Raw genomic sequence first — 20,595 nt, forward strand, 5'->3', positions numbered from 1 at the left:
CCGGCGCTTTCGGGTCGCTACTTCTTGGCGGACCCGGCCGCCTTGCCGAAGCGGGCCTCGAAGCGGGCCACACGGCCACCGGTGTCGAGGATCTTCTGCTTGCCCGTGTAGAACGGGTGGCACGCGGAGCAGACGTCGGCACGGATGACGCCGTCCTTCACGGTGCTGCGGGTGGTGAACGAGGCGCCGCAGGTGCAGCTGACCTGGGTCTCCACGTACTCCGGGTGGATGTCGCGCTTCAAGGGGTTCTCCTAGTGTTCGGGAGGGTCCCGGGTCGTGCTGCGGGCTTGCGTCACGTGAACCGGGGCCGACGTACCAGTCTGCCAGCACTGGCCGCATCTCCCCAAACCGGGTCCCGCGGTGATCTATTCCGATCCCCCGGCGGTCGGCTGCGAGGAGCTCCTGACCACACCGTTCGTGTCGACGTCGTCACCGGCGGAGCCCTTGGTGGCGGACTCGGGGATCGGTTCGTCGGCCCGCAGCGCCGCCCAGACCTGCTCGGCCTGGTCGGTGATCGGCAGGACGCGGTTGGGGTCGTAGGGGTCGTAGCGCACGGGCATCGTGACCATGCCGATGTCCTTCGAGCCCAGGCCCTTCAGGCTCTCCCCGAGGCCGACCAGCTTCTTGACGGACGCCAGCTCCGAGTCGGTGGTGATGGCCCCCGTGGCGGTGTCGGCGATCGTGTACAGCCGGGTCGGCGAGCTGAGCAGCCCGATGCCGTTCACCCGGTCCACCAGGGCCTTCAGGAAGGCCTGCTGCAGCTTTATCCGGCCCAGGTCGCTGCCGTCGCCCACCCCGTGCCGGGTGCGGACCAGGCCGAGCGCCTGCTTGCCGTCGAGGTGGTGGGTGCCGGCCGGCAGGTGCAGGTGGCTGCGGTTGTCGCTGATGGCCTGGCTGGTGGTGACGGTGACCCCGCCGAGGGCGTCGATCAGGTGCTGGAAGCCGGCGAAGTCGATCTCGATGTAGTGGTCCATGCGGATGCCGGTCATCGACTCGGCCGTCTTGACGGCGCAGGCCGGGCCGCCGATCGCGTACGCCTGGTTGAACATCTCGCCCTGCCGGGCCGGGGCGGTGCCGCCGCCGGGCTCGGCGCAGGCGGGCCGGTCGACGAGGGTGTCGCGGGGGATGCTGACCACACTCGCCCGGTCGTGCCCCTCGTAGACGTGGACGATCATCGCGGTGTCGGAGCGCGCGGTGCCGTCGTCCTGCCCGCCGCCGGCCTTCTGGTTGCTGCCGGAACGCGAGTCGGAACCGAGGACGAGGATGTCCATCGAGCCGTTGTCGACGTCGGCCGGCCGGTCCCGCCCGAGGAGGGCGTTGATGTCGATGCCCCTGATGTTGCCGTTGAGCTTGAGGTAGAGGCATCCGACGGCGGTGGTGGTCAGCAGCAGGAACGTCGCCACGACCCATGCGGTGACCCGCAGGGCCCGCCGGCGGGGGCTGCGCAGGCTCGGGCTGCGAAGGCGCCGCCGGGCGGCTCGTCCGTCGTCCGCGTGCTCGGGCATCGGCTCCTCTTGTCCTGATTCGTCCCCCTATCTTCGGGATACCCCGTCCCGCGCCGGATCAGCCACGCGAGGGGTGCCGCACAGGGCAATGACAGCGGGTCCGGGGCCGCCCCGCCGGGGGACGCGCCGGATCCGCCGCAGGTGAGAGCCATCCGGTCGGTGCCTGCGCGGACGCCGGAAGGCCGCCGCCTCGGCCACGGACGACGGAAGGCCGGTCCCCTCACCGAGGTGAGGGGACCGGCCTTCGCGGTCGTGCCGACGCCGGGGCGTCAGTCGTTGTTGCCACCCGGGGTGGTCTTGGCGATCTGCATCAGGAACTCGGCGTTGGACTTGGTCTGCTTCATCTTGTCCAGCAGCAGCTCGATCGCCTGCTGCGAGTCGAGCGCGTGCAGCACCCGGCGCAGCTTCCAGGTGATGTTCAGCTCGTCCGGAGCCAGCAGGATCTCCTCCTTGCGGGTACCGGACGGGTCGACGTCCACCGCCGGGAAGATCCGCTTGTCGGCGAGCTTCCGGTCGAGCTTGAGCTCCATGTTGCCGGTGCCCTTGAACTCCTCGAAGATCACCTCGTCCATGCGCGAGCCGGTCTCGACCAGCGCGGTGGCCAGGATGGTCAGCGAGCCGCCGTCCTCGATGTTGCGCGCGGCACCGAAGAAGCGCTTCGGCGGGTACAGCGCGGTCGAGTCGACACCACCGGACAGGATGCGGCCGGAGGCGGGCGCCGCGAGGTTGTACGCGCGGCCCAGACGGGTGATGGAGTCCAGCAGGACGACGACGTCGTGGCCCAGCTCCACCAGTCGCTTGGCACGCTCGATGGCGAGCTCGGCGACGGTGGTGTGGTCCTCGGCCGGGCGGTCGAAGGTCGAGGAGATGACCTCGCCCTTGACCGACCGCTGCATGTCGGTGACCTCTTCGGGACGCTCGTCGACGAGGACGACCATCAGGTGGCACTCGGGGTTGTTGCGGGTGATCGCGTTGGCGATGGCCTGCATGATGATCGTCTTACCGGTCTTCGGCGGGGCCACGATCAGGCCGCGCTGGCCCTTTCCGATCGGGGCGACCAGGTCGATGATCCGGGTGATCAGCTGGCCGGGCTCGTTCTCCAGCCGCAGCCGCTCCTGCGGGTACAGCGGGGTGAGCTTGTTGAACTCCGGGCGGCCGCGGCCGCTCTCGGGCGCCATGCCGTTGACGGAGTCCAGGCGCACCAGCGCGTTGAACTTCTCGCGGCGCTCGCCGTCCTTGGGCTGGCGCACGGCACCGGTGACGTGGTCGCCCTTGCGCAGGCCGTTCTTGCGGACCTGGGCGAGCGAGACGTACACGTCGTTGGGGCCGGGCAGGTAGCCGGAGGTCCGGATGAACGCGTAGTTGTCGAGGATGTCCAGGATGCCCGCGACCGGGATCAGGACGTCGTCGTCGGCGACCTGCGGCTCGCCCGCGAAGTCGTCGCGGCGGTTGCCGCCCCGCCCGCGGCGGTCGCGGTAACGGCCCCTGCGGCGGCGGCCGCCGCTCTCGTCGTCGTAGTCGTCCTGGCCACCCTGACCGCCCTGCGGGCCGCCACCCTGCTGCTGGCCCTGGCCGCCGCCCTGCTGCTGACGCTGCTGGCCGCCGTCCTCGCCGCCCTTGCGGCGGTCGCGCTGCCGGTCCCGCTGACGGTCGCGACGGCTCTCGCGGCGGTCGTCGCCGCCCTTGGCGTCGCCGGACCTGCCCTCGGCGTTGTCCACCGCGGCCTCGGCACGGCCCTCGGCGGACTGCTCGGCCCTGGCGGACTCCGCCTTGGCCTTGGCCGCGGGTGCGGCCTTCTCGCCGGCCGGCTGACCGGGGATCTCGATCTGCTTGGGCTGCTGCTCGGCGCCCTGGTTCCCGGCCTCGGCGGATTCACCCGTACGGGTGCGGGAGGTGGCCCGGCGCTTCGGCTTCTCGGCGGCGGGCGCGCCCTCGGCGGCGGAGGCCTTGGCGCCGCCGCCGGACTGCGCGGCCTTGATGGTCTCGATGAGCTGGCTCTTGCGCATCCGCGCGGTGCCCTTGATGCCGAGACCGGAGGCGAGCTGCTGCAGCTCGGCCAGGACCATGCCCTCAAGACCGGTACCCGCGCGGCGGCGCCGCGCGGCGGGGGCAGTGGCAGCACCGGTGGCAGGCGCGGCAGCATCGGACGCGGCGACAGGGCTGTCTGCGCGTACGCCCATCAGATCGGTGGTGTCGCTCACGAAGGGTCCTTCCCTGGAGCGGACGTCGGCCTGTCTGGCTCGGCGACCGGTCGTGCTGTCCGGATCCGGTCCTTATCACTTGCGCCGGACCCGGGGCGGTGGTCCGCCTGATGGCGGAGGAAATATGTGGAACAAAGAAACACAGTTACCGGCGAGGTGAGAGTTCACTCTCGGGTGAAATGTCACCCGCGCCGTCTCCGGAGCGTGCTCGGCACTGCTCAGGCAGGCTGCCTATGCGGTGTGGGAGGCTCCCGGAAGAATGGGCGGTCCCGATGCGGGACACAAGGCACCGGGACAACAGGCACAACAGGCAGGTTCCTGAGTCCACGGGTGCAGCAATGAGATTAACACTACCGGATCCAGCAAACATTCCCCCTCTCTACGACCGGCAATCGTGTCACTGCCCCACGGCGAGCGGCAGCACACTCGCCCCCGCCGCGTCGAGCGACAGACGGTTCGCCGCCCACCCCTCGCCCGCCAGCCGGGAGACCTTGTCGGCGCTTTCCTCGTCCGCCAGCGCCAGCACCGTGGGCCCCGCACCGGAGATGACGGCGGGGACGCCCTCGGCGCGCAGGCGGTTCACCAGTGCCGCGCTCTCCGGCATCGCGGGCGCCCGGTACTCCTGGTGGAGCCGGTCCTCGGTGGCCGGCAGCAGCAGGTCGGGGCGCCGGGTGAGGGCCTCGACGAGGAGCGCGGCGCGTCCCGCGTTGACCGCGGCGTCCACGTGCGGGACGGTGCGCGGCAGCAACCCCCGGGCGGTCTCGGTCAGCACGGGCCTGCCGGGTACGAAGACCACCGGGACGACCGACTCCGAGGGGTCCATCCGGACCGCGTGGGCGGCCCCGCCCTCGGTCCAGGCCAGCGTGAAGCCGCCGAGCAGACAGGCGGCGACGTTGTCCGGGTGGCCCTCGATCTCGTTGGCCAGCTCCAGCAGCGCGGCGTCGTCGAGCTTGTCCTGCCCGCCTATCGTCACCGCGCGGGCGGCCATGATGCCGGCGCAGATGGCGGCGGAGGAGGAGCCCAGGCCGCGGCCGTGCGGGATGCGGTTGGCGCACACCACCTCCAGGCCGCGCGGCTGTCCGCCGAGCAGGTCGAAGGCGGTCCGCAGGGCGCGTACGACCAGGTGGTTCTCGTCGCGGGAGAGCGAGTCGCTGCCTTCGCCGGCGATGTCGACGTGCAGACCGGAGTCGGCCACCCGGACCACGACGTCGTCGTAGAGTCCGAGCGCCAGGCCGAAGGCGTCGAAGCCCGGTCCGAGGTTGGCGCTGGTCGCGGGGACGCGCACTCGGACGGCGGCGGCGCGGAAGGCTGGTCCGGCCATCGGTCGATGACTCTCCTTGCTTCAAGGGCGTGTCCGCCCCGCGATGCCGCGGCATCGTTGCCGTACGGCGGCGAGGACTTGGGGGACCGTACCAAGGGGATCCCGCGAGGAGGATGCCATTGGCATGGGCCAGAACGGCGTGCGGCGGCGCCGGTGTGAGGTCAGCCTATCGAAGGAAGGTTCTCCTGCGACATAGGGCGCACGGACAGCGCGTGATGCGTGTCGCGTGCGAATCCGTGCGCCCCTGTTGTCCCTCGGGGGTTCAGAGCAGCCCCAGCCGCTCCGCGGCCGTGTCCGCGTCCACCGGAACGGTGATGGGCTGCGGCGCGCCGGCGACCGCCCAGTCGGGGTCCTTCAGGCCGTTGCCGGTGACCGTGCAGACGATCCGCTGGCCCGGGTCGACCTCGCCCTGTTCGGCGGCCTTCAGCAGCCCGGCGACGCTCGCGGCGGAGGCCGGCTCGACGAAGACGCCCTCCTGCGCGGCGAGCAGCCGGTACGCCGACAGGATCTGACGGTCGGTCACCGAGTCGATCAGGCCGCCGGATTCGTCGCGGGCCTCCTCGGCGAACTGCCACGACGCCGGGTTGCCGATGCGGATCGCGGTGGCGATCGTCTGCGGCCGGCGCACCGGGTGGCCCAGCACGATCGGCGCCGCACCGGAGGCCTGGAAGCCCCACATCCGCGGGTTGCGCGTCGACACGCCGTCCGCGGAGTATTCGCGGTAGCCCTTCCAGTACGCGGTGATGTTGCCCGCGTTGCCGACCGGCAGCACGTGGACGTCCGGCGCGTCGCCGAGCGCGTCCACGATCTCGAAGGCGGCGGTCTTCTGGCCCTCGATGCGGGCCGGGTTCACCGAATTGACCAGCGCCACCGGGTACTTGTCGGACAGTCCGCGGGCGAGGTCCAGGCAGTCGTCGAAGTTGCCGTCCACCTGCAGGATCCGCGCCCCGTGCACCAGCGCCTGGCCCATCTTGCCCAGCGCGATCTTGCCCTGCGGCACCAGGACGGCGCACACCATCCCGGCCCGCACCGCGTACGCGGCCGCCGAGGCGGAGGTGTTGCCGGTGGAGGCGCAGATGACCGCCTGCGCGCCCTCCTCCTTGGCCTTGGAGATCGCCATGGTCATGCCGCGGTCCTTGAAGGAGCCGGTGGGGTTGGCGCCCTCCACCTTCAGGAACACGTCGCAGCCCGTGCGCTCGGACAGCACCTGGGCGGGGACCAGCGGCGTGCCGCCCTCCAGCAGCGTGACCACGGGGGTCGCCGCACCGACCGGGAGCCGGTCCCGGTACTCCTCGATGAGGCCGCGCCACTGGTGGGTGGCCGGCACACGGCCGGCGGAGACTGCGTTCATCGCTGGGTTACTCCCCTTCCACACGCATGATGCTGGCGACGCCCCGGACGGTGTCCAGCTCGCGCAGCGCCTCGACGGTCGCCCCGAGCGCCGCGTCCGCCGCCCGGTGGGTGACGACGACGAGCGACGCGTCGCCGTCCTTCCCCTGCTGGCGGACGGTGTCGATCGACACCTGGTGCTCCGCGAAGACCGTGGCCACCTGGGCCAGGACACCCGGTTTGTCCGCCACGTCCAGGCTGATGTGGTAGCGCGTCACCACCTCGCCCATCGGGCCGACCGCGAGCTGCGCGTACGCCGACTCCCCCGGTCCCGTGGTGCCCACCAGCTTGTTGCGGCAGGTCGCCACCAGGTCGCCCAGCACCGCCGAGGCCGTCGGCGAGCCGCCCGCACCGGGACCGTAGAACATCAGCCGGCCGGCCGCCGCGGCCTCCACGAAGACCGCGTTGTACGCCTCGCGCACGCTGGCCAGCGGGTGCGTCAGCGGGATCATCGCCGGGTGGACGCGGGCGGTGACCGAACGGCCGTCGGCGCTGCGCTCGCAGATCGCGAGCAGCTTCACCGTGCAGCCCATCCGCTGGGCCGAGGCGATGTCGGTCGCGGTGACCTCGGTGATGCCCTCGCGGTGCACGTCGTCGATGGTCACCCTGGTGTGGAAGGCGATGCCGGCCAGGATCGCGGCCTTGGCCGCGGCGTCGAAGCCCTCCACATCGGCCGTCGGGTCCGCCTCTGCGTACCCCAGGGCGGTGGCCTCGTCCAGCGCCTCGGAGTAGCCGGCGCCGGTGGAGTCCATCTTGTCGAGGATGAAGTTGGTCGTGCCGTTGACGATGCCCAGCACCCGGTTCACCTTGTCGCCGGCCAGCGACTCGCGCAGCGGGCGGATCAGCGGGATGGCGCCGGCGACGGCGGCCTCGTAGTAGAGGTCCACCCCCTGCTCGACGGCGGCGGCGTGCAGCTTGGCGCCGTCCGCGGCCAGCAGCGCCTTGTTGGCGGAGACCACGCTGGCGCCGTGCTCGAAGGCGGTGGTGATCAGCGAGCGCGCGGGCTCGATGCCGCCGATCACCTCGACGACCACGTCGATATCCCCGCGTTTGACCAGGGCGGTCGCGTCCGTGGTGAGCAGTTCCGCGGGTACGCCGGCGCGCACCCGGTTGGGCCGGCGCACGGCGATGCCGGCGAGCTCCACGGGTGCGCCGATCCGCGCGGCGAGGTCGTCCGCGTGCGTCGTCATGATGCGCGCCACCTCTGAGCCGACCACACCACAGCCCAGCAGCGCCACCTTCAGCGGACGCGTACGCATCATCCGACCTCGCTTCGCGGTTTCAGCTCTTGCAAGCTTCTTGGACGGTCCCAGTCTCACGCACCGGACGGAAGTTTCCACGTACTGTCCGGATCGCGAGACCAGGCTTCTTCCATGTGAGATTCCACGTCATCCGACGTCGAGACGCAGGAGATCTTCTTCCGTCTCGCGCCGGACGATGACCCGGGCCTCGCCGTCCCTGACCGCCACCACCGGGGGGCGCAGGGCGTGGTTGTAGTTGCTGGCCATCGAGCGGCAGTACGCCCCCGTCGCCGGCACCGCCAGCAGGTCGCCGGGCGCCAGGTCGGCGGGGAGGAAGGCGTCGCGCACCACGATGTCGCCCGACTCGCAGTGCTTGCCCACGACCCGGGTCAGCATCGGCTCCGCGTCGCTCGACCGCGACACCAGGGCCACGCTGTACTCGGCGTCGTACAGCGCCGTCCGGATGTTGTCCGACATGCCGCCGTCCACGCTGACGTACGTCCGCAGGCCCTCCAGCGGCTTGATCGTGCCCACCTCGTACAGCGTGAACGCCGTCGGGCCCACGATCGCCCGGCCCGGCTCGACCGACAGCCGCGGCACCGCGAGCTCCGCGCCCCGGCACTCCCGGGAGACGATCTCGCCCAGCGACTTGGCGATCTCGTACGGCTCGCGCGGGTCGTCGTCCGGCGTGTACGCGATGCCGAGGCCACCGCCGAGGTCGATCTCCGGCAGCTCCACCCCGTGCTCGTCGCGGATCTGCCGCAGCAGGCCGATCACCCGGTGCGCCGCCACCTCGAAACCGGAGGTGTCGAAGATCTGCGAGCCGATGTGCGAGTGGATGCCCACCAGTTCGAGCGACTCAAGGCGCAGCACCCGGCGCACCGCCTCGGCCGCGTCCCCGCCGCCGAGGGAGAAGCCGAACTTCTGGTCCTCGTGCGCGGTGGCGATGAACTCGTGGGTGTGCGCCTCGACGCCGACGGTGACGCGGACCTGCACCCGCTGCCGCCGGCCCGCCTTCTGCGCGGCGTCCGCCACCCGGACGATCTCCTGGAACGAGTCCACCACGATCCGGCCCACCCCGGCCTCGACGGCCTGGCGGATCTCCGCGGTGGTCTTGTTGTTGCCGTGCAGCGCGATCCGGTCGGCCGGCATCCCCGCGGACAGCGCCACGGCCAGCTCGCCGCCGGAGCACACGTCGAGGTTGAGGCCCTCCTCGTGCAGCCAGCGCACCACGGCGCGGGACAGGAAGGCCTTGCCCGCGTAGAAGACGTCGGCGTCCGCCCCGAAGGCCTCGCGCCAGGCACGGCAGCGGGCCCGGAAGTCGGCCTCGTCCAGGATGTAGGCGGGGGTGCCGAACTCCTCCGCGAGGGCGCGGACGTCCAGACCGCCCACGGTGGCGACGCCCTCGGCGTCCCGGGTGACGGTGCGGGCCCAGACCCGGGGGTCGAGGGCGTTCAGGTCGGTGGGCGGCGCCGCGTAGTGGCCCTCGGGGAGGACGTCGGCGTAACGGGGCCCGGCGGGGTGTGCGGAACGGCTCATCGTCGTGTGCTCTCTGCTCTCACAGGTGTCGGGGGGCGCTGATGCCGAGCAGGGTCAGGCCGTTGGCGAGCACGGTCCCGGCGGCGTCGGCGAGCGCCAGGCGGGCCCCGTGAACGGCCGAGGGTTTCTCCTCGCCCTTCGGCAGCGCCGGGCACTCCTCGTGGAAGCGGAGGAAGGCGTCGGCGATGCGCTCCAGCAGCCGCGCCACCCGGTCGGGCGCGCCGTGCCGGGCCGCCGCCTCCACGGTGCGGGGGAAGTCGGCGATCAGGCCGAGCAGTTCGGCCTCCGCGGGGTCCCGGGGGCCGGATGCGGCGCCGGGTCCCAGGCCCAGGTCGTGGGCGCCTCGCAGCAGGGCCCGGCTGCGGGCGTGAGCGTACCGGACCAGGAACAGCGGGTTGCCCTCGCGCTGCGCCAGGTGCGTCGCGGGGTCGGTGCGGGGGGCGTCCTCGGCGGGCGGACGCAGCAGGGCCCAGGCGGTGGCGTCTGCGCCGAGGGTGCGCAGCAGCTCGTCCGGGGTCTGCGCCACGGGGTGGGGCCGGCGGGCGGGGGGCTCGATGCCGGTGGCGGCGTGGAGCCGGCGGAGGGCGGCGGCGTAGGCGTCGGCGCGGGGCTCGCCGGTGGGCGCGGGGACGTCACCGGCCCCGTACTCCCCCACGCCGTACCGCTTGCCCTGCTCGCGGACGAGGTCGACGAGGGCCTCGTGGGACTCGCCCTGGAGGGTGATGTTGAGGAAGCCGGGTGCGGCCACGTCCACCCGGGCGATGCCGGGGGCGGCGGCGAGGCGGCGGCGGAGGACGTCGGCGACGGCGAGCGGGGCGGCGCCGGTGAGGGGGGCCAGTTGCAGGGCCACGTTGGTGGCGTAGTCCCCGCACCCGGGGCGCGGCGGGCGGCGTACGACGACCCGCTCGGGGACGGGACCCGCGAGGCTGAGCTCGTCGGCCTCCACGGCACGACGGACCGTGGCGAGCACGGTGCGGGAGAGCTCAGCGGGGGTCACAAGCGCAAGCGTAGGCGAGGAGGGGGGTGCGGACGCGAACGGGTTTCACCCCTTGGTCATCCCTGGTCACCGTCGGTCAGGCAGGGCCCGGGGTGGTGGCGGGCGCGCCTTCCTGCGGGGTGTCGGTGTCGACGCCGCCGACGAGCCGCCGTACGACACGGATCAGCTCGCCGGGCTCGAAGGGCTTGCTGAGGAAGGCGTCCACGCCGGCGGCGACGGCACGCTCGACCTCGGCCTGGGTGCAGGCGCTGACGACGACGATCCGCACGTCACGGGTACGGGGGTCGGAGCGCAGGCGGGCGGCCGTCCCTATGCCGTCGAGGCGGGGCATGACGACGTCGAGGGTGACGACGTCGGGGCGCACCTGCTGCACGACGTCCAGGCACTCGGCACCATCGGCCGCGGTCACGACCTCGAAGCCCTCCAGCTCGAGGTTGACCCTGATCAGCTGCCGGATCACCTTGTTGTCGTCGACGACAAGCACCCGGCCGGACACGCCCGGCACATTCAGATGCTAGGCGCGCAGGATCGGATGCGTCCGCGTTTTCCCCATTCCTTCCCCGACCGGGGGACCCGGCACGGGTGCGCCGGACACGCCCCGCCGCCATGGGCTATGCCACGGGCACGCGGCGCGGGGCACGCCGCGCGGGGCCTCCGCCGACGGTCCCGGGTCCACAACCCGCCTCCCCGGAAACCCTGTACACGGACACCCCTTCCAGGCTGGTAAGGTTTCACCCGTCGCCGCCACAGCAGACGACGCGCCCCCGTAGCTCAGGGGATAGAGCAACGGCCTCCGGAGCCGTGTGCGCAGGTTCGAATCCTGCCGGGGGCACCTCGCACGAGGTGCCAAAAGACCCCGCCACCAGCCAAGACGCTGAGTGCGGGGTCTTTGCGTATGCGCAGCCGTGTGCCGCCGAAAGTGGCCGTAGGACGGGGTCTGTGGACTATCCGTGGACGAGATCTTGAGTCATCGGCCCAGGTCAGCCCCCGAAAACGGCGAAGGCCCCTGGACAGAGCCAGGGGCCACGCAAAGCGGTGTCCGTCCCACTAGTCGGCAGTGACTCCCCAGTAGCCGATCTGCGCGGGCCGGCCGTCGCGGTAGAGCACCGTGCAGTTTCCTTGGGCACGCCCCGGATAGAACTGCTCAGCTTCGAGGGCGGCCTCCCACTCTTCGTAAGTGGGTTCACCGTGGGGGGCCCAGGCGCGCACCTCACCGTCGGTCAATGGCCGCATGAAGGGACCGTCATCGGTGTCCGTGGCGTCGATCATGCAGGGGAAGTCCAGCACGGTGCCCGTGCCGCCGGTGAAGATGTACTGGTGCCACTCCGGGTCGCGCCACAGCTCCTCGACAGATCGACCCTCGAAGCCGTAGTTGTCGCGCATCAACTCCGCTTCCTGAGCCTGCTGGAATGCAGCTGCCAGGTCACGCTGATACGGGCCCGTGTGGCTCCATGCGTCGCCGCCCATCTACGTCCCCTCCCCATCTGAACTGTTCGACCAAGAGCGCAGCTTAGGAAACGGCACTGACAGGGCACCGCGCCTGATCACTCGTACTCGCGCAACAGCTCCTCGATCTTGCGGTTCGCGACCTCCTGCCGGCCGTCGATGCACTTGGCGTACCGACTCAGCAGCACCTCCACGCTGTTGCCCGCCCGTTCGGCAACCTCGGTGGCGTCCACGCCGGCGTTCAGCCAGGTCGACAGCGCCGAGTGCCGCAGGTCGTACGGCCGCCGGGCGAGCGGTGAGGCTGCCACAGCAGGCGGCAGCGCCAGCAGCCGTGCCTCTTGCCAGGCCCGGTAGTAGGAGGACGAGGACACCACTCCCCCGCCCTCGCCGAAGAACAGCCTCCCGTCGTCGGCCACTCCAAAGGTGTCGAGGTGTTCCCGGAAGATCGCCACGAGCTGCGGAGGGATCGGAACCCGCCGCACGTCCTCGGCCGGCCGGTTCTTCAGCCCGCGATCGTCATGGCTCTCCCCCGAGTCGGTCCACAGCTTCCCAACACTCGGGCGTGTTCGGTGCAGCAGGGCGGAGCCCCATCCGGTGGCGGGCAGGGTGAGATCAGTCTCGGCAAGCCCGACCGCTTCAGCGGGGCGCAGGCCCCCGAAGTACATCGCCGCGAACAGGCCGACGAGGCGCCGGCCACGGGCACGCCGGTAGCCGCCGACGTAGGACACGGCGCACAGCAGGGAGCGGGCCTGGTGAGGGTTGGCGACGACCCGAGGATCTACTTCGCTGGAAACCTTGGGCTTCTGCCACCTCACGCTGCCGAGCGGATTCTCGGAGAACTCGCCCAGGTCGACCGCGTAATGCATGGCATTGACGAGGGTCCGGCGCTTCCGGCGAACGGTCTCGGCAGCTGCCGCGGTGCCGTCGAGCTTGAGCTTGAGGGAGTCGAGTACGGCGCGTCCGATCACGGGGTCACCGAGATCAGCGAGGGGGCGGGAGGCCTTCGATACCCAGTGAAGGGCATTTCCTATGTCCGGTGGGAGTTCCCGATCATTCGGCCCCGGCAGGACGAATGCCCAATTGCGAAGGGCCTTGCGCAGTACCTCCGCGGGCGGTTGACCAGGACGCTCGTCGAGGAGTGCCACGGTCACCGATGCCAGGGATTCATTGATGCTGACACGAGTGTTCGGCGCTGCGTGCGGCCACTTCATGGCCAGGTACCTGAGCGCGAATTCGTACCAGGTCAGTGAGGCCTTCTTCTCCGCCATCGACTCGGGGAGGCCGCTCTCGACGTCGAACCCCTCGCCGTCATGCGAGGCCCGCAGGAGTTTGGAGCGGTAGTGGTCGGCGAGTCCCTTCGTCCTGAACGTCTCGGAGAAAACCTGGCCGGCCACCGACCAGCGCACGTCGTATGACGGTGTCTTGTAGGGCCGCTTACGGACGCCCCAGATTTTGACCTGCAGAGACTTCATGCCGCGGTCCCCTCCAATTGCCGAAGCCAGGCAACGAAGTCGCTGCGCCACACTCGTAACTCGCCGTTCGGCAGCTTGAAGGCGTCCGGGCCGTGGCCCAGTTCACGCCAGCGATAGAAGGTGCGTCGGGACACCCCGCCGAGCTCGGCGAGGATCTGGGGGACGGTCATCAGCTCGTCGCGGCTGCCAGTCACGGTGTGGGTTCTCCTTCCGTTCCGAGGGCGGGGGCGAGTGAGGCCACGAGCCAGGCCTCGCCCGGGGTCAGGCCGGTACCGGCGAAGACCCAGTGGGAGAGGACGAGCGTGGTCTCCTCAGGGCGGGCAATTCCGAGCCCGGCCAGGGCCTCATTGCGGCGCCATTCGGCGCGGGCGTTGCGCAGGGCGCCGAGGGTGGTGGAGTAGCGGCGGGATTTGGTGGAGAAGTGACCGCGGAAGCCGAGCATGTGGGCCCAGGCGCGTAACCGGAGCTCTTCGAGTTCGGGACGTGCGCCAAGGGTCCAGGCGGTGCGGATCATGCGGCGTGCATGCTCGGAGATCCGCAGATGTCCCAGCTCGGCCAGCAGCCTCAGCGGACGGTCGAGGGTGCCGGTGGCCGTCTCGGCGCCTTTGGTGGCGTATTTGGCGATGTAGGCCGCGACAGCGCGCTCGGTCAGCTCTGTGCCGCCGTCGAAGTCCGCGCCGCGGATGGTGCGGACGTCGAGTTGGCGGCCGAAGGCGAAGGTGTGCGCACGGCTGTCGATCACCGGGCCGTCGACGGAGACCACAGCTGCCGCCGCCTGGATCGCGTCGGCCAGTAGCTCGGGGGTGGCCCAGGCCGGCGGTGGTGTGGAGCCGCCGTCCGGGCCGTCGAGGCGCATGACCGCGTGGAAGTGGACGGCGCCGCGCTTCTGGTACTCGGCCACCTTGGCGAAGGACAGCCGCGCGTGGTCGCGGAAGGCGCGTTGGGTCAGTCCGGCGCGCTTGGCGACCTCGCGGCGCAGGTAAATGGAGAAGCGCCGCCATAAGAGTCCGGCGTGCGCGTTCCACAGCACGGCCGCTTCATAGTCGTAGGTGTCCGGGTCAAGCGGTGTACCGAGAACGTCGTCCTCCTGGTGGTGGAGCAGGCCACATCGGCAGGGGCGCACTTCTCCGCGGCTGTCGGTGGGTCGGTTGTGGACGGGCCCGAAGCCAGGCGCGGTGAAGGTGGCGAACACCCGGGGGTGCGTGGCCACGTGCTCGGGGGTTCCCTTGCCGCCGCGCAGGCCTGCGGTGATCAGGTGGTAGGTGTCGCGGCGGTAGGTCTCCGCGCAGGCGGTGCATCGGGTGGCCCGACGGTTCTTACACGGCACGAGGAGTCGGCCGGCGGGGAGCGTCGTTGAGTCGATGTGGTGCAGGAGGGGTCCGATCTCGCCGGTTGCCGGGTCGACTCGGTGTTCCGTTCGGTAGCCGTCGAGTCGTACCGGTCGTGCGCACCCACCGAGCCCGGAGAGCTGTCGGGCGAGTGCTGGAAGGGTGCCGAGAGAGGCAAGTTGCCCGAGCTCGGCTACTGGGAGTAGTGCGGGACGGGTGATGATGTCCTCTGTCCTTTCGGCTTCGGTCGTGAGGGGCTGGGCCTGCCGGGGCGGTCGGATGCTTGGCGGCGTGTTGCCGCCCCGGCGAGCCGTCATCGTTCGGTGGTTGTGTTGAACAGGGAGCGCAGGACCAAGGCAGCGATGGCCACGGCCACGGCGGTGAGGGCGACGGTGGCCAGCAGCGCGGTCAGGACGATGCCGACGACGACCACGGCCACGACGAGGCCGGCCCCGGCACTCACGTAGGGCGAGACGGTGCGGGCAGTCGCCTGTGTCACCGCATGGGCTGCCGAGTGACGGCAGGAGCAGGCCTGCGCGTGGTCGTCCCCGACCGCCGGGGTGTCGGGCATGACGGGGAGCTTGGGGCGGAGCATGGGTGCTTCTCCTCTCAGTCGTGGGTGCCGTTGACGATCTCGACCCCGGAGCGGGTGCCGGAGTCGATGGCGGGGGCGAGGAAGGTGTCGGCGAGGTAGAAGCCGAAGAGGGCGATCACCACGGCGACCCACATCCGGACGCCGAGGAACTTGATCGCGGCCCAGGCGATGACGCCCAGGACGGCGACGAGCGGCAGGGTGACGGTCACGGGTGCCTCCTCAGCGGGCCGAGCAGCGGTGGGTGCGGGCGGCGAGTTCTGCGGCGGGGCGACTGTCGTAGTCGGTGGAGAAGCCGCAGCGCGGGACGGTGCACGCGGCGGTGTGCTTGGTGCGGCCGCGTCCGTCGAAGTAGGTGGCGACCTGCACGGGACCGATGTGGCGGACGTCGCGGAACCGGCGATTGGCGGGCATCAAGAGGCCTCCTGGTGGCTGGTGAAGTCGCGGACGTGCTCGGTCAGCCAGCGGCGGATCTCGGCTCCCTCGGCGTGGTCGGCGGCAAGGATGACCGGCTCGGCAACGAGCACGGCTTCGGTGAACTGGTTCTGTCGGACGAGTTCTGCGGCGCGCTTGAGGGCGCGCAGGGTGGTCGGGCGCAAGGGCGGTTGCTCCTGGTCAGGTGAGTTGGGCGGCGATGGCTTCGGCGAGCGGGGCGGCGACGCCGAGCCGGGCGCGAAGCGTGGTCGCGTCGATGGCGGTTCCGGTCCGGGCCCGGTGGTCGTCGGCGATCTTGCGGGCGTGCTGGACGAGGGCGGGCGGAATCTCCGCCCGCGGCCGGGCTGGAGGGTTTGCGGGGAGTGCGGGCAGTTCCGCCCGTGGTTCCGGCAGCGGCTCGGCGTCCGCGTCGTCGTGCGGTTCGTTGGCGGTGGAGGGCATCGGCGACGTGTGGGCGAGCAGCGTGCCGCCGAGGAAGGCGACGGCCGGCCAGCCCGCGACGAGGATGCGCAGCCAGGCCGGTACGTCGGCCAGGTCGAGCAGTCCCGCGGTGGCGACGTTGGCGCCGAGTGAGGCGACCAGGGCGATCAGGAACCAGGACCAGCCGGCCGCCCGGGAGCTCCCGGACCGCAGTCGTCGCCAGGCCGCCACCAACAGGAGGTCGACGGAGATGGGGTAGGCCCAGGCCTTCCAGCCGTCTTGCCCAGCCGCCGCAGCGATGTCGTGCAGGTGGGCGAAGGACAGCGCGGCAGCGATGACCGCCTGAATCAGCACCGCATCGACTCGGGCCAGGTGAGCGCGCACGGCACGGCTCCTTCCGGTCTCGGGCAAGGCGGGGGTAGGGACGTGGCGCGAGGCGGTCACGCCGGGCCGAGGGGTGGAACGGGTCAGTCGATAACCGGGCGGAGTTTCGGCGCCGGGTCCAGGTGCTTCGTCGGCAGGGAAGGTACGTCCGGACGGAACGGCACAAGAGCGGGCACGTCCGGTGCGAGATCGGCCGTCTCGCGGCAGATGGCGGCCGCTTCGGCGAGGGACAGGTACGGGGTGCGGATGCGGGACCAGCCGCCGGAGGTGTCACCAGCGACGGCGAGCCCGGGGCGTTCCGGTGCGATGGCGCACGCAGCCTCAACGGCTTCGGGGGCGATGTCGCCGAGCGCCATCTTCGCGGAGGCCTCGTCGTTGACCCGGTGGCACACGCGGCCGGTGAGCTGGGCCCGGAGCATGGTTGCGCCCTTGCCCAGTTCGGCGCCGAAGCGCTGGCCGCACACTTCCAGGTAGATGCCGGCGGCGCGGCCGAGTTGGGCGAGCCGGATGAGATGCGTGACCATCTCGTCGCGCCGTTCCTCGTCCTTGCGGATCGCGACAAGGAACAGTTCGGCAACCTCGTCGATGAACAGCACGATCGGGGGCGGGCGCCTGTCCTCGGGGAGGCCCCAAATGTCCGAGGTGATCTCCTCGCCCGACGCGCCAGGAGCGATTCCTTGCCGGGCTTTGATCAGGTCGTAGCGGTCCTCCATCTCCTGGACGAGCGCCGGCAGGAGTTCCGCCGCCTGCTCCGGATCGGTCGCCAGAGCCGAGAGCCGAGCGGCGAACGGCGCCAACTCCACTCCGCGCTTGCAGTCGATCCCCACGAGGACGCTGCCTGGCCAGTCCGGTGAAGAGGTTCCTGAGGAACATGGACTTGCCCGACAGGGTCGCGCCGAGGACGAGTTGGTGCGGCACGACGCGGTAGTCACGGACGCAGGCGGTCGCGTCCTCCCGCAGCGCCACCGGGATCTTGAGGAAGTCGGCGCCCGCCTTCCGGGGCATCCGCACCTTCCGCAGCACGTCGTAGCCGACCAGCCGCAGTTCGACGACGCCAGGCTTGATGTCCCGGACGTGGACCGCATGGACGCCCCAGGCGTGGCGCAGTCGCTCGGTAGATGCGGCCACGTCCGCCGGCTCCTGCCCCGGGGCCAGGCGAAGCCGCATGCGGAGGTCCGTCGATGTCGGGCGAACCAGCCCGCGGCGCGGCGGCACAGGACGGACCTCTCGATGAGTGGTCGCCCTGATGGCCAGAGCCCGCCAGCGGGACGGCTCGACCGTCAGGCCGCATGCCTCCATGGTGGAGGAGTACGAGGCCAGCAGCCGGGCCACCGATAACGGCAGCCCGACCGTGAACCAGTACACCGCCGGATGCGCGTGCCGGGCGTAGGCCGCGCCGCCTATCGCAGCGAGCGGCCCACCCACCTCCACGAGCGTCAGCAGGTCGGACACCGGTGTCAGGCCTCCTGCCCGGCCGTCGCGAACACACCGGGCGCCACGGCAAGGGCCCGGTAGGCGATGCCGTGGCGGCTCTGCCCGTTGAAGACGCTCTCCCACGGTCGGGCCACCAGGCCGGGCAGCGCGACCTGCGAGCCGACAGGCAGCCCCTCAGTCACCCCGCTCTCCGGCACGGTGACCTGGATCAGCGAGGACTCCCCCTCGTCGATGTAGACGACGCCCACGGTCATCAGGACCTCACCGCTGACGGCGTCCTTGGCGATCTCGCCGGTCTGCCGGTCCCGCACCTTGGGCGAAGGTGCCTCGGTCAGCAGGATCGTCGCCGCCGAGGTCTCGACACGGATCACACGCACAACAGATCTCCTTTGTCGGGTCACATCAACCCGTCACATGACAGGTTGACTTAGCAAGTTCGAAACTAAGGACGCCAGGTTGACTTGTCAAGTGGAGTTGAAGGGGCAGCAGACCTCAACCGACGGCTATCCGCAGGTCAGTTGAGCCGATAGGTGTCTTCAAGTTCCTGCCGGTCGGCGGGAAGCAGGACATCGACGATCTGCAACGCCCTCCCGGAGGCATCACGCGCGACCACCAGGACGCCGAGCACGGGGTCCCCCGCGGTCAGCCCCAGCAGGCCCGCATCCTCGTCGCCCGCAAGACGCGCCGAGACGCGCTCGGTGACGTGATCGAAGCGCACCTTCTTGCGCGCTTCCAGATGCGCCCGCGGGCTCTCGGTCAGAAGCTCGGAGCTGCCGAGCTCAGTCCCCTCGACCAAGCCGGCCGGGAAGTAGGAAGAAGCAAGCTCCACGGGCTCACCGTCCTCCTCGACCAGAAGGCGGCGCACGAGCGCCTTGGCTCCCTGCGGCAGGCCGAGCAAGGACGCGACTCGCCGCGGGACCTGGACTTCCCCCACCTCGACGAGGCGCCCCGGAATCCGCGACTCATCCCGTTCCAAGGCTTCGCGGCCTCTGCGGTCACGCTGCTCGACGACCTCCGGACGGCCACGCACGATCGTCCCGAAGCCCTGCCGGGACTCCAGCCAGCCGTCCCGCTTGAGCAGTTCGAGGGCCCGGACGACGGTCGGCCGCGACATCCCGAATGCCTGCACGAGCTGGTTCTCGCTCGGCACCAGCGATCCCGGCGGGTAGGTGCCGTCCTCGATCCGACCTTGGATCGTCTGCGCGAGCCGCACGTACTTTGGTGCAGCCACTTCGTACGCCACGGGCGCCGCCTAGTCGGGATCGGTCAAGTCAACTGGTCAACCAGCGTACCCAGCTGGCTGACACGCACGCTAGTTGGCTGACGAGCCACACCGCAGCCCACTCACGACGGCCAGGCGTCGGCCATCTCGAACGACACGACCGTCCCGCCGAAGCGGCTCCGGCCGGCACGCCAGGAGTCCGACAAGGCATCGACCAGGCCCAGCCCACGCCCGTGGGCCTCATTGGCCGCCGGGTACCGGAGCCGGACGCTCGCCGGGAAGCCCGGGTTGTGCACGTCAACCCGCAGGGACTTCCCGTCCCGTCGCCACTCCACCCGCACGAGCCATTCCTCCTCGGCTCGCCCGTAGAGAATCGCGTTCGTCACCAGCTCCGAGATCATCAACACACAGTCGTCGACCGAACAGGCCACTTCGTGCTTGGTGATGAAGTGCCTGAACCAGCGACGAGCCCGGCACACCGACTCAGGCAGCGGGTAAAGGGTCATCGAGCCGAGCACTTCGCCGTCGTCAGCGCCGCGGTCACGGCGCCCCTTGCTGATCCCATCCATCCGCGGTTACTCCTTGCCGGTCCCATCGCAGTCAAGGCAGCGCCGCTTGGAGACGGCGCGGGGGCGCCCATTGGCGACGGATAACGCCAATGACGTCCGGGAGCTGACGAACTTCCAGCCCCGACCGCGGCACCCCCGGCAGGCGGACCTCCGGTCCTGTAACGGCCTTTCACCGCTCACACCGCGCCCCTTCCTTCGAAGTGGCCTTAGCCACTTCGTGGATAGTGGCATTAGCCACTTCGGTCAGGCAAGGGCTTCGGGACACTTGGCCCGAATCGATCAGGTCAGCGGGTAACCCTGTTCGAACGCCCACCGGTTGGGTGGGTAGGTGGCCTCGGCGAACTCCAACGGCCGGTCCTGCAGGTCATAGACCACGTGGTGCACGATAAGGACAGCCGATCCAGCCTCCAGGCCGAGGTCCGCCGCCTCCTCCTCCGTCGCGGTGCGGGCGCTCATGCGGTCCTCCGCATAGCTCCCCTGGCGCCCCGTCATCTGCTCCACGTACAGAAGCGTGCCCTCCTGGATACGCTCGGGGTCCATGAGCCTGGGTGCCCGCTGAGCCATGTCCGGCGCGAACCACGACGTCGACAGGGTGATAGGGCCAGTCTGGTTACTGGTCACCCGCCGGCGATGCACCGCCCGCCGCTCCTTCGCCAAGCCCAAGGCGTCGGCAACGTAGTCCGGAGCGTCAAGCCATCCCGCAGACGTGATCACCGCGTACTCGCCAGCTGTGTAGATCTTCCCGGTCTGCCGGGCCCGCCCGTAGAGCTCCCGCGCCCGCCGGTTGACCTCCACGCCGCGCACGTAGGTCCCAGACCCCTGTCGCTTCTCGACCAGGCCCTGATTGCTCAGCGCTTCCAGCGAGCGGGCAGCTGTCGGTCGCGACACGTTCCAGTCTGTCGCCAACTGCCGCTCCGACGGCACCTCGTCCCCCGGCCTGAGGTCACCGCGCAAGATCTGATCGCGGATGTGGTGCGCGATCTGGAGGTACTTCGGCTGAGCCTCCTCGATCTGCGGCATCACAGCCTCCCATCCCCTTCAAGTGGCTATTACCTCTGGCCACTATAGGGTGAGTGGCCAATACCTGAACCCGTACGCTG

22 protein-coding genes, 1 tRNA gene and 1 pseudogene are annotated in these 20,595 nt (G+C 70.7%); 1 reads left to right on the forward strand and 23 read right to left on the reverse strand.

All coding sequences use genetic code 11. The features are described 5' to 3' along the window. Positions 1-17: 17 nt before the first annotated feature. The 9 genes from rpmE to ACFZAU_RS27850 all read right to left on the reverse strand — a co-directional run bounded on the left by rpmE (position 18) and on the right by ACFZAU_RS27850 (position 10,698). Positions 18-242, reverse strand: coding sequence for a 50S ribosomal protein L31 (rpmE, locus tag ACFZAU_RS27810; RefSeq protein WP_018563536.1), 225 nt, complete (start codon positions 240-242; stop codon positions 18-20). Between the two features lie 123 nt (positions 243-365). Next, on the reverse strand, positions 366-1,505 hold the full coding sequence (locus ACFZAU_RS27815) for an LCP family protein (RefSeq protein WP_500554395.1): 1,140 nt from the start codon (positions 1,503-1,505) through the stop codon (positions 366-368). 269 nt (positions 1,506-1,774) lie between these two features. After that, complete coding sequence (rho, locus tag ACFZAU_RS27820) at positions 1,775-3,706, reverse strand: transcription termination factor Rho (protein ID WP_500554396.1); 1,932 nt, start codon at positions 3,704-3,706, stop codon at positions 1,775-1,777. A gap of 397 nt (positions 3,707-4,103) precedes the next feature. Continuing rightward, positions 4,104-5,027 carry a homoserine kinase gene (gene thrB / locus ACFZAU_RS27825; RefSeq protein ID WP_499602499.1) on the reverse strand — a complete coding sequence of 308 codons (924 nt, stop codon included), beginning with the start codon at positions 5,025-5,027 and terminating at the stop codon, positions 4,104-4,106. Positions 5,028-5,289: 262 nt separating this feature from the next. Continuing rightward, complete coding sequence (gene thrC, locus ACFZAU_RS27830; RefSeq protein ID WP_499602500.1) at positions 5,290-6,378, reverse strand: threonine synthase; 1,089 nt, start codon at positions 6,376-6,378, stop codon at positions 5,290-5,292. A 7-nt stretch (positions 6,379-6,385) separates the two neighbouring features. Next, positions 6,386-7,678 (reverse strand): homoserine dehydrogenase, encoded by a 1,293-nt coding sequence (locus ACFZAU_RS27835; RefSeq protein WP_500554397.1) that lies wholly within the window; start codon positions 7,676-7,678, stop codon positions 6,386-6,388. 126 nt (positions 7,679-7,804) lie between these two features. Then, the gene (gene lysA / locus ACFZAU_RS27840; protein WP_500554398.1) at positions 7,805-9,196 is read right to left on the reverse strand and encodes a diaminopimelate decarboxylase; all 1,392 of its coding nucleotides are present in this window, start codon (positions 9,194-9,196) and stop codon (positions 7,805-7,807) included. Between the two features lie 19 nt (positions 9,197-9,215). Then, positions 9,216-10,193, reverse strand: a complete 978-nt coding sequence (gene nrtL, locus ACFZAU_RS27845; RefSeq protein ID WP_500554399.1) for an ArgS-related anticodon-binding protein NrtL — start codon at positions 10,191-10,193, stop codon at positions 9,216-9,218. 76 nt (positions 10,194-10,269) lie between these two features. After that, on the reverse strand, positions 10,270-10,698 hold the full coding sequence (locus tag ACFZAU_RS27850; protein ID WP_500464894.1) for a response regulator: 429 nt from the start codon (positions 10,696-10,698) through the stop codon (positions 10,270-10,272). Positions 10,699-10,953: 255 nt separating this feature from the next. Between ACFZAU_RS27850 and ACFZAU_RS27855 the strand changes: the two genes are divergently transcribed. Beyond that, a tRNA-Arg gene (locus ACFZAU_RS27855) sits at positions 10,954-11,025 on the forward strand. A gap of 215 nt (positions 11,026-11,240) precedes the next feature. Here the strand turns inward: ACFZAU_RS27855 and ACFZAU_RS27860 are convergent. From ACFZAU_RS27860 to ACFZAU_RS27925, 14 genes and pseudogenes are all read right to left on the reverse strand, one after another. Continuing rightward, positions 11,241-11,660 (reverse strand): hypothetical protein, encoded by a 420-nt coding sequence (locus ACFZAU_RS27860; protein WP_500554400.1) that lies wholly within the window; start codon positions 11,658-11,660, stop codon positions 11,241-11,243. 77 nt (positions 11,661-11,737) lie between these two features. Then, positions 11,738-13,111 carry a tyrosine-type recombinase/integrase gene (locus ACFZAU_RS27865; protein ID WP_500554401.1) on the reverse strand — a complete coding sequence of 458 codons (1,374 nt, stop codon included), beginning with the start codon at positions 13,109-13,111 and terminating at the stop codon, positions 11,738-11,740. Continuing rightward, a complete protein-coding gene (locus ACFZAU_RS27870) occupies positions 13,108-13,281 on the reverse strand; it encodes a helix-turn-helix transcriptional regulator (protein WP_026251821.1) in 174 nt (57 codons plus the stop codon). Before ACFZAU_RS27870 ends, ACFZAU_RS27865 begins: the two co-directional genes overlap by 4 nt. A gap of 20 nt (positions 13,282-13,301) precedes the next feature. Beyond that, the gene (locus tag ACFZAU_RS27875; protein WP_500554430.1) at positions 13,302-14,660 is read right to left on the reverse strand and encodes a replication initiator; all 1,359 of its coding nucleotides are present in this window, start codon (positions 14,658-14,660) and stop codon (positions 13,302-13,304) included. Positions 14,661-14,752: 92 nt separating this feature from the next. Further along, positions 14,753-15,034, reverse strand: a complete 282-nt coding sequence (locus tag ACFZAU_RS27880; protein WP_500554402.1) for a SpdD protein — start codon at positions 15,032-15,034, stop codon at positions 14,753-14,755. A gap of 14 nt (positions 15,035-15,048) precedes the next feature. Beyond that, positions 15,049-15,243 (reverse strand): hypothetical protein, encoded by a 195-nt coding sequence (locus ACFZAU_RS27885; RefSeq protein WP_018563555.1) that lies wholly within the window; start codon positions 15,241-15,243, stop codon positions 15,049-15,051. Positions 15,244-15,253: 10 nt separating this feature from the next. Next, positions 15,254-15,445, reverse strand: a complete 192-nt coding sequence (locus ACFZAU_RS27890; RefSeq protein WP_500554403.1) for a mobile element transfer protein — start codon at positions 15,443-15,445, stop codon at positions 15,254-15,256. After that, a complete protein-coding gene (locus ACFZAU_RS27895; RefSeq protein ID WP_500554404.1) occupies positions 15,445-15,630 on the reverse strand; it encodes a hypothetical protein in 186 nt (61 codons plus the stop codon). The genes ACFZAU_RS27890 and ACFZAU_RS27895 overlap by 1 nt, the downstream gene beginning before the upstream one ends. A 16-nt stretch (positions 15,631-15,646) precedes the next feature. Beyond that, positions 15,647-16,270 carry a DUF2637 domain-containing protein gene (locus ACFZAU_RS27900; protein ID WP_500554405.1) on the reverse strand — a complete coding sequence of 208 codons (624 nt, stop codon included), beginning with the start codon at positions 16,268-16,270 and terminating at the stop codon, positions 15,647-15,649. A gap of 83 nt (positions 16,271-16,353) precedes the next feature. After that, positions 16,354-17,722: pseudogene (locus ACFZAU_RS27905) on the reverse strand (FtsK/SpoIIIE domain-containing protein). A gap of 5 nt (positions 17,723-17,727) precedes the next feature. Then, positions 17,728-18,081: an SCO3933 family regulatory protein gene (locus ACFZAU_RS27910; protein ID WP_500554406.1), complete on the reverse strand. Its 354-nt coding sequence runs from the start codon at positions 18,079-18,081 to the stop codon at positions 17,728-17,730. A gap of 137 nt (positions 18,082-18,218) precedes the next feature. Further along, a complete protein-coding gene (locus tag ACFZAU_RS27915; RefSeq protein WP_500554407.1) occupies positions 18,219-18,947 on the reverse strand; it encodes a GntR family transcriptional regulator in 729 nt (242 codons plus the stop codon). 101 nt (positions 18,948-19,048) lie between these two features. Further along, the gene (locus tag ACFZAU_RS27920; RefSeq protein WP_500554408.1) at positions 19,049-19,495 is read right to left on the reverse strand and encodes an ATP-binding protein; all 447 of its coding nucleotides are present in this window, start codon (positions 19,493-19,495) and stop codon (positions 19,049-19,051) included. A 279-nt stretch (positions 19,496-19,774) separates the two neighbouring features. Continuing rightward, on the reverse strand, positions 19,775-20,515 hold the full coding sequence (locus ACFZAU_RS27925; protein WP_431965694.1) for a GntR family transcriptional regulator: 741 nt from the start codon (positions 20,513-20,515) through the stop codon (positions 19,775-19,777). Positions 20,516-20,595: the final 80 nt, after the last annotated feature.

The organism is Streptomyces sp. NPDC008238, from assembly GCF_042956445.1.
In the GTDB taxonomy this organism is placed as follows: Bacteria; Actinomycetota; Actinomycetes; order Streptomycetales; family Streptomycetaceae; genus Actinacidiphila.

Coding starts and splice junctions, on each gene's coding strand:
- ACFZAU_RS27815 (WP_500554395.1), bottom strand. CDS start 1,505: ATGCCCGAGCACGCGGACGACGGACGAGCCGCCCGGCGGCGCCTTCGC.
- thrB (WP_499602499.1), bottom strand. CDS start 5,027: ATGGCCGGACCAGCCTTCCGCGCCGCCGCCGTCCGAGTGCGCGTCCCC.
- thrC (WP_499602500.1), bottom strand. CDS start 6,378: ATGAACGCAGTCTCCGCCGGCCGTGTGCCGGCCACCCACCAGTGGCGC.
- ACFZAU_RS27835 (WP_500554397.1), bottom strand. CDS start 7,678: ATGATGCGTACGCGTCCGCTGAAGGTGGCGCTGCTGGGCTGTGGTGTG.
- lysA (WP_500554398.1), bottom strand. CDS start 9,196: ATGAGCCGTTCCGCACACCCCGCCGGGCCCCGTTACGCCGACGTCCTC.
- ACFZAU_RS27860 (WP_500554400.1), bottom strand. CDS start 11,660: ATGGGCGGCGACGCATGGAGCCACACGGGCCCGTATCAGCGTGACCTG.
- ACFZAU_RS27865 (WP_500554401.1), bottom strand. CDS start 13,111: ATGAAGTCTCTGCAGGTCAAAATCTGGGGCGTCCGTAAGCGGCCCTAC.
- ACFZAU_RS27870 (WP_026251821.1), bottom strand. CDS start 13,281: ATGACCGTCCCCCAGATCCTCGCCGAGCTCGGCGGGGTGTCCCGACGC.
- ACFZAU_RS27880 (WP_500554402.1), bottom strand. CDS start 15,034: ATGCTCCGCCCCAAGCTCCCCGTCATGCCCGACACCCCGGCGGTCGGG.
- ACFZAU_RS27890 (WP_500554403.1), bottom strand. CDS start 15,445: ATGCCCGCCAATCGCCGGTTCCGCGACGTCCGCCACATCGGTCCCGTG.
- ACFZAU_RS27920 (WP_500554408.1), bottom strand. CDS start 19,495: ATGGATGGGATCAGCAAGGGGCGCCGTGACCGCGGCGCTGACGACGGC.
- ACFZAU_RS27925 (WP_431965694.1), bottom strand. CDS start 20,515: ATGCCGCAGATCGAGGAGGCTCAGCCGAAGTACCTCCAGATCGCGCAC.